This is a genomic window from Marinitoga sp. 1155 (assembly GCF_001021175.1).
Classification (GTDB): Bacteria; Thermotogota; Thermotogae; order Petrotogales; family Petrotogaceae; genus Marinitoga.
This window is the reverse complement of record NZ_AZAX01000007.1, coordinates 45,525-52,097: the sequence shown is the minus strand read 5'-3', so window position 1 is coordinate 52,097 and position 6,573 is coordinate 45,525. Positions and strand designations below refer to the sequence as shown.

Annotated in this window: 9 protein-coding genes and 1 tRNA gene; 3 read left to right on the top strand and 7 right to left on the bottom strand. The window is 29.3% G+C overall.

The genetic code is table 11. The features are described from left to right. The 3 genes from X274_RS03630 to X274_RS03620 all read left to right on the top strand — a co-directional run. On the top strand, positions 1 to 353 hold a 353-nt coding region (locus X274_RS03630), incomplete at its 5' end, for an AAA family ATPase (protein WP_047265446.1). Between the two features lie 281 nt (positions 354 to 634). Continuing rightward, positions 635 to 820 (top strand): hypothetical protein, encoded by a 186-nt coding sequence (locus tag X274_RS03625; protein ID WP_047265445.1) that lies wholly within the window; start codon positions 635 to 637, stop codon positions 818 to 820. Between the two features lie 105 nt (positions 821 to 925). Beyond that, entirely contained in the window at positions 926 to 1,114 is a 189-nt protein-coding gene (locus X274_RS03620) for a hypothetical protein (RefSeq protein WP_047265444.1), read from the top strand. A gap of 217 nt (positions 1,115 to 1,331) precedes the next feature. On the opposite strand, the gene X274_RS03615 is transcribed toward X274_RS03620, so the two are convergent. The 7 genes from X274_RS03615 to X274_RS03585 all read right to left on the bottom strand — a co-directional run bounded on the left by X274_RS03615 (position 1,332) and on the right by X274_RS03585 (position 6,566). Further along, a tRNA-Asn gene (locus tag X274_RS03615) sits at positions 1,332 to 1,406 on the bottom strand. A gap of 75 nt (positions 1,407 to 1,481) precedes the next feature. After that, positions 1,482 to 2,840 carry an N-acetylmuramoyl-L-alanine amidase family protein gene (locus X274_RS11485; RefSeq protein ID WP_052913159.1) on the bottom strand — a complete coding sequence of 453 codons (1,359 nt, stop codon included), beginning with the start codon at positions 2,838 to 2,840 and terminating at the stop codon, positions 1,482 to 1,484. 2 nt (positions 2,841 to 2,842) lie between these two features. Then, on the bottom strand, positions 2,843 to 3,667 hold the full coding sequence (locus tag X274_RS03605; protein ID WP_047265443.1) for a M23 family metallopeptidase: 825 nt from the start codon (positions 3,665 to 3,667) through the stop codon (positions 2,843 to 2,845). Continuing rightward, a complete protein-coding gene (locus X274_RS03600; protein ID WP_047265442.1) occupies positions 3,667 to 4,716 on the bottom strand; it encodes a protein-glutamate methylesterase/protein-glutamine glutaminase in 1,050 nt (349 codons plus the stop codon). Before X274_RS03600 ends, X274_RS03605 begins: the two co-directional genes overlap by 1 nt. Further along, positions 4,706 to 5,149, bottom strand: a complete 444-nt coding sequence (locus tag X274_RS03595) for a diacylglycerol kinase family protein (protein ID WP_047265441.1) — start codon at positions 5,147 to 5,149, stop codon at positions 4,706 to 4,708. Before X274_RS03595 ends, X274_RS03600 begins: the two co-directional genes overlap by 11 nt. Continuing rightward, positions 5,149 to 5,742, bottom strand: coding sequence for a 2-oxoacid:acceptor oxidoreductase family protein (locus tag X274_RS03590; RefSeq protein WP_047265440.1), 594 nt, complete (start codon positions 5,740 to 5,742; stop codon positions 5,149 to 5,151). The genes X274_RS03595 and X274_RS03590 overlap by 1 nt, the downstream gene beginning before the upstream one ends. Beyond that, positions 5,739 to 6,566, bottom strand: coding sequence for a 2-oxoacid:ferredoxin oxidoreductase subunit beta (locus X274_RS03585; protein ID WP_047265439.1), 828 nt, complete (start codon positions 6,564 to 6,566; stop codon positions 5,739 to 5,741). Before X274_RS03585 ends, X274_RS03590 begins: the two co-directional genes overlap by 4 nt. Between the last annotated feature and the right edge of the window lie 7 nt (positions 6,567 to 6,573).

The following is a 6,573-nucleotide window of genomic DNA, read 5'->3' as shown; positions in this document are numbered from 1 at the left end:
AGATGGGGCTATACGAAAACAGAAAAATCAAATACATGGAAGCATCAACAGGAATGAAGAGGCGATTGAATTTAGCAAGGGCATTAATAAAAGAAGCGGAAATATATTTACTGGATGAACCAACAAATGGTGTAGATATAGAAACAAAGATAAAAATATACGAAATAATGGAAGAATTATCGCAAAAAGGGGAAACGATAATCTTAGCCAGTCATGACGTAAGTGAAATAGAAAAGACAGACAAGATAATAGTGTTAAAAAAAGGAAAAATAGTGGCAGACAAAAAAACAGAAGAAATACTCAAAAAAACAACAAAAGAAAATGAAGAAAGGTTATTGGAATTAATCAAATAGCATAAAACCAATTAATCATTAACATCAAATAATAGCAAGAATATAAAATTGCATCAATACATTAAATAAAAAATTAACTATAAAAATATATCAGATGATAAAATAATTATGTAAATTTATTAAATTTAAGAAAACAAAAGTTGATTATAAATTTACCTAAAATTTACTTTATATTGTTGACTATTTTTTTGCTAAAATTATTGTGAATTGAATAAGTGAAAATAATAATTTTTAGTTGAATGTAACTTAATATAAAAATTATACATTTTAAAGGGGCATATATGATATTATACGATGTGGATAAATTAGAAATTGCAAAGACAATTCCTTTACCAGGAATAGATGCTTTTGTGGATACCGTTGCTTATAGAGATGGAAAATATACTTTATTGAATGATTATATATATTTTTTAGTTGGATTTCCAAGGGAAATATATATAGTCAAAGATAAAATGATTTTATTGTAAAATTATTTTCCATCTCCACTAACCATAACCGTAATGAATTTGAACACTGAAAAAATACTAATTAAAAATCAGGAAATTGATCAACATGAGTAAGGAGGAAAATAAATGAAAAAGTTACTTATATTATTTATTTTAGTTATTTCTATTAACATTTTTTCTATAACTTCCATAAACCCATTACTTTTTATTGAAGAAGGAAATTTAAAATTCGAATTTGTTGATAAAGCAAAATTTTCAATGAGTTATGGGGTTTTAAATTTCGTTGAAATAGGCGGTGGAATAGAGGAAGATTGATCTTACCCCAAAGCAGTGGACAGCCTAAGTTTAACTAAAAATGGCATTTTTATGATATACCAGCTTTTCTTTGAAAAGTGCATATTATACTCATGTGGTCAAATCAAAAAAGGTTAAAAGAAGGATGGGTAATAATATATTTAAATACAAACAATAAAACAAAAACGTCCAGTTATTATACTGGACGTTTTGTTAACCCCTAAGGGGATTTTGTTTATGGCTCCGGCGGAGGGATTCGAACCCCCAGCCTAGTGGTTAACAGCCACCCGCTCTACCGTTGAGCTACGCCGGAACAACTTCCGAGGTATATTATAACATAAGATATGATATAAATCAAGAAAATTTTTCGCAACTAATTTGTTAAAATTTACTTTACATTAAAATATTCCATAATTGATTCGGCTATTATTTTTGCAAATAAATCCACATATTTCCCTGAAATAAAGTTAACTTCTACAATTGGATTTGATAAAAATTCTAATTCAAATAACACAGCTGGACATTTTGTATATGCTAAAACAGCAAATTCAGCGGCATTTGTAGATCTAAATGGTATTTTATTTTTTTCTATATATTTCTTTAAAATCCCTGCCATTTTTTTACTTTCAGGTATAGAGTTTTTCTTTTCTATAACTCTTGATTGTATTATATCTTTATTATCATTCATATCAAGATTTTCTTTTCTTGCAATTTTTCTTGCATATTTGTCATCAGAAAAAGAAAAATAATAAACTTCCGATCCCCTGACACTTCTATTTTCAAGATATGAATTCAAATGAATACTTATAAAAAGATCTGCATGTAAATCATTTGCTATTTTTGCTCTATTATATAATTCTATAAATTTATCAGTATCACGGGTAAGATATACTCTTATATTTTTGTTTTTAAGTATTTCTTTTGTTTTTAATGCAACTTTTAATGCCATATCTTTTTCTTTTGTTCCAAGATATCCAAGTGCTCCCGGATCAAACGCTCCATGCCCTGGATCTATGACAACTACAGGTTTTGTAAAATCTTCTGTCATTTCTATATCCAGCATAATTCGACCATTTTCTTCCAGTTTTGTGTATTTTTTTGCTTCTGCTCCAAGTATTATAGTCACCCATATTTCTTTTTGCGAATGCTGCATAGCTTTAATTCTGCTTAAAAATTTATTATTGAATTCTTTTGAAAAGGAAACTTCGGGGATTTCAACTCCAAAAACTTTTATTAAATAGCCTGGAACAGCTGTTAATGGATATATCTCAAATCTTTCTGGTTTAGCTGAAAATTCCATTATAATCCTTAATCTATCCTGCATTAAAAAACCGTCTATACTTTTCAATTTTGCAAGTTTATAATTTAAGTAATATCCTTTAGAATTCTTAAAATATTCAAGATTAGCTATTTTGGCAAGAATGTCCAATTTTACAAAATATTTTTTATTAATATACATAAAATCTTCAGAATTAAGTGAAATACTTTCAGAAGAATTTATAATAGCAACTTCGGCTTTTGGAAAAACAACAGCAGACCACGTATCATCTAATTTTAATATAAACATATTTTCTGATGTTCCCATTATTGTATATCCAAGCTTTTCTAAATAAGAAATATTGAGAAAAACATTATTGTTTTTCTCAATATAATTATTATTATCCACTTTTTTCCATTGAAGATATAATTCTTTTGAAAAAAAGGATAATGTAATAAGTAAAAATATTGATATTAATAATTTTCTCATGTCTAATTACCACCCATATAATGTTTCTCTATTGATACATGAGCATATTTAAATCCTGGTAATAAACCCAATGGATCTACGGATTTATCCGCTAATGTTCTAACTTCAAAATGGACATGAGGGCCAGTGGATATTCCTGTTGAACCTACTCTTCCGATTAATTCACCTTTTTTAACGATTTCACCCACTGTAGCAAGTGCTTTTGACATATGTGCAAATATATAATAATGTTTCCCTGCTTTTATTTTTACGTATATTCCATACCCATTATCTTTTTTTACTTCAACAACCTTTCCACTAACTGCAGATAATATTGGCGCACTTTCGCTTAAAGCTATATCTATACCAGAATGAAACCTTTTTTCGTTATATATAGGGTGTATTCTCCAGCCATATAACGATGTGATCTCGCCCCATACAGGCCATGATACATCAACCTGCTTATTAAAGCTTAAACCAATGTATTCATATGGAATTTTTAATTTTTGGCCTATATAAAGAAGATCTGGATCTTTTATATTGTTATATTCAGCTATTAAACTTGCATCAGAAAAAAATATTTTTGCTATATAACTTAAATTGTCTCCTGATTTAACACGATATATCATTATAGCTTTTTCTGGTATTAATAAGTTTTCGCCAGGATATATATATTTCTTATATGCATAATCTGGATTATAATCAATAATAAGAGATAAAGGAATATTAAATTTATTTGCTATTTTTTCCAAAGAGTCACCACTTTTTATAGTATAAATAAATGTTTTTACTGAAAATAATACAAGAGGTAATAAAATCAATAAGATTAAAATAAACCGATTTTTCATCATTTTCCTCCTAATAACTCAACTATTTTTTCTGCTATTTCATAATTTGGCAAAACAAAATCAGCATAATTTTCTTCTACAACTGCTTTAGGCATACCGTATACAACACACGTTTTTGGAGATTCTGCAATTATTTTCCCCCCATAATGCTTTATTTTAAATGCACCCTTTGCTCCATCTTTACCCATACCTGTTAAGACTGCTGCTACTATATTTGATTTATATATTTCGGCAGCTTTATCAAAAGTAAAATCAGCAGCAGGTCTTACATTATTTATTTTATCCGATGAATCCAGATATGTATATATTTTAGAGCCTTTTGATTTCAATCCCAAGTGATAGCTTCCAGGTGCAATATATACCGTATCAGGTTTTAATTCTTCATTATCTTCAGCCTCTTTTACTTTCAACTCTGAAACTTTATCTAGTCTATTTGCAAGAGATTTTGTAAATCCGGCAGGCATATGTTGTACAACCACCACAGGCACATTTATTCCTTTTGGGAGATTTGGAATTATAGTATCCAATGATCTTGGCCCACCTGTTGATGATGCAATTAATACAATTTTTTGTCCTCTTAGAAGGGAGGTTATTCTGGGTTTTTTTGCTTTGAATGTAGATCTTTTCATTAATTTTGTTGGGTCTATCTTTGCAGCATTTCTTATTTTTATCAATAGATCATCCGCTACTGCTCTAAATGTCCATGAAACGCTTCCAGCTGGTTTTTGTATAAAATCTACTGCACCATTTCCCAGAGCTTCTATTGTTATTTCAGAATCTTTTGAGGTTAAACTGCTAACCATAATAATAGGGGTTGGATTTTTTTTCATTATTAATTTTACCGCTTCAAGCCCATTTAATTCAGGCATTTCAACATCCATTGTTATTACATCTGGTTTCAGCGTTATCGCTTTTTCTACTCCTTCGAGTCCGGTTTTTGCTATTCCAACAACTTTCATGTCTTTTTGTTTTTCAATTATGTCTTTTAATACCATTCTCATAAATCCAGAATCATCCACAATTAAAACTTTTATTACATTATCGGTCATTTTTTTCCCTCCCTTTAAACAAACTCCCAGTTATTATAAATACAATAAATGCTATGCCTATTATTATACCATATTTTGGGGGCCAATTAAAAATTTTACCACCGAATATTACAACTGCAATTACAATAGAAAAAGATGCTGCGATTAGTACAGCAGCAGCACCTAAATCCTTTATTAGTCCTACGATAGGATTGTAATGAGGATGTATCAAATCCATCATTTTTTCTATTAATGTGTTTATTGTTTCTAAAATTAAAACGAAAAATATAGCCAATGATATCCATAAAATCTGACTTTCATTTAGGTTGAGTATAAAAGATAACGTAAAGGCTATTAAAGCAAAAAAAGTTTGAATTTTAAAATTTCTTTGAGTTTTAAAAACCTCAAATAATCCTTTAATTGCAAAAGAAATACTTTTTGAAAATTTTCTCATTAAAATCCTCTTCCATTTTTATCATTTATTTTTATTTCATATTTTTTGTTGCTATATTCATAACCAATCTTTAGAGCTTTTTCATCTAATTCATAAAATTTTGGATTTACCCGTTTTTTCATAATTTTAATTAATGTTTCTAATTTAACAATTTCACAATTTTTAGCAATTGCACCAAGTCCTATCATATTTGCTACATTTGTATTCCCAAGTTCTTCGTATGCAAGTTTTGATGCGGGAATGGCAACTATTTTCTTTGTAATTCTTGATACAGTTTGAGGGAGTGATTTTATATATGAACTATCATAAAAAATTATTCCATTGTTTTTTATCATAGTTAAATGTGGAAATGCTATATCATTCATGATATATAATATATCAAATGTTTCTGCTTTTGGATAATCAATAACTTCATCTGAGTATAACACATCACAAAAAGATAAGCCTCCTCTAACCTGAGCTCCATAATGTTGGGATTGAACTACCCAATATCCTTCATTAACAAGAGATTCTGCTAAAATAAGACCCATAAGTATATTTCCCTGACCGCCCATTCCGCTAATTCTGATACTTCTTGGTTCTTTTATGTTCATTTCACAACACCACCTAATTTTTCAGATAGTTCTTCATATAAATCAAGATAGGTTTTTTTGTCTTTGTTATTATAAAATTCACCTATAACAATTTTACTTTCAAGTTCTTCACTGCTCATATTTTTTGCTTTATTTAACATTATAGTATTTTTCTTAAAATAGTCCATAAATTGAGAAGGTTTACTCATTCCGTTATATCTTCCATAATATGTATGACAATTTGAAACTATTTCTACAACAGACATACCTTTATGTTTTATGGCATTTTCTATATATTTTACACTCTGGGTATAATGATATACTGTACTTCTTGCTACATAAGTTGCACCTGAAGATATTGCCATTTGAACAGGATCAAATGTACTTTCAATATTACCATATGGGGCCGTGGAAGCCATAGAATCATAAGGTGTGGTAGGTGAATATTGTCCGCCAGTCATTCCATAAATTGTATTATTAAAAAGTATTACTGTTAAATCCATATTTCTTCTACAGGCATGGATAAAGTGGTTTCCACCAATAGCCAGCATATCTCCATCTCCACCCATAACTACAACTTCTAAATCAGGCCTGGCTAATTTAACCCCTGTTGCAAATGGTATTGCTCTTCCATGCAATGTATGTAATGTATTAAAATCAAGGTATCCTGTAACCCTCGATGAACATCCAATACCAGATACGACAGCAACTTTATTTTTATCTAAATTCAAATTTCCGGCTGCTTCAATGAAAGATTTCATAACAATTCCATTTCCGCAACCAGGGCACCATACATTTGGCAGTCTATCCTTTCTTAAATAAGGGAAATACTTTTCATTAGGCATAATGCAC